Origin of the sequence: Nocardioides sp. CPCC 206348 (assembly GCF_048654705.1) — a bacterium.
GTDB lineage: Bacteria > Actinomycetota > Actinomycetes > Propionibacteriales > Nocardioidaceae > Nocardioides.
The window spans coordinates 1137-1489 of the sequence record NZ_JBMCZA010000215.1 but is presented as its reverse complement, the minus strand read 5'-3'; the positions used below and the strand labels follow the sequence as shown (position 1 = coordinate 1489).

Annotated in this window: 1 protein-coding gene and 1 pseudogene; both read left to right on the top strand. The window is 69.7% G+C overall.

What is annotated here, in order from left to right; genetic code table 11:
- A pseudogene (locus tag ACOADB_RS22790) lies at window positions 1-138 on the top strand (steroid 3-ketoacyl-CoA thiolase); the annotation flags it as partial.
- Window positions 135-353, top strand: a 219-nt coding sequence (locus ACOADB_RS22785; RefSeq protein WP_378604050.1) for a nitroreductase family protein, incomplete at its 3' end; no start/stop codon positions are given. The pseudogene ACOADB_RS22790 and the gene ACOADB_RS22785, both read left to right, overlap by 4 nt.

The window sequence follows — 353 nt, the reverse complement described above, 5'->3', positions numbered from 1 at the left end:
CATCCGCTCGGGTCTTCGGGAACCCGCCTCATGGCGACGCTGCTGCACGAGCTCGAGCGCCGCGACGCCACGTTCGGCCTGCAGACCATGTGCGAGGCCGGCGGGATGGCGAACGCCACGATCATCGAGCGTCTGTGACCACACGCATGGGTGAGCCGCTGGACGGGACCGGGGCGGACGAGGCCTCAGTCCTCGCGTCGGTGATCCGGCGCAGGCACAGCCACCGCGCGTTCAGGCGCGATCCCGTCCCTCGCGCCACGATCGAGGAAATGTTCGAGCTGGCGCGTCAGGCACCCTCCTGGTGCAACACCCAGCCGTGGCACGCCTACGTCACTGAGGGAGCTGCGACCGAG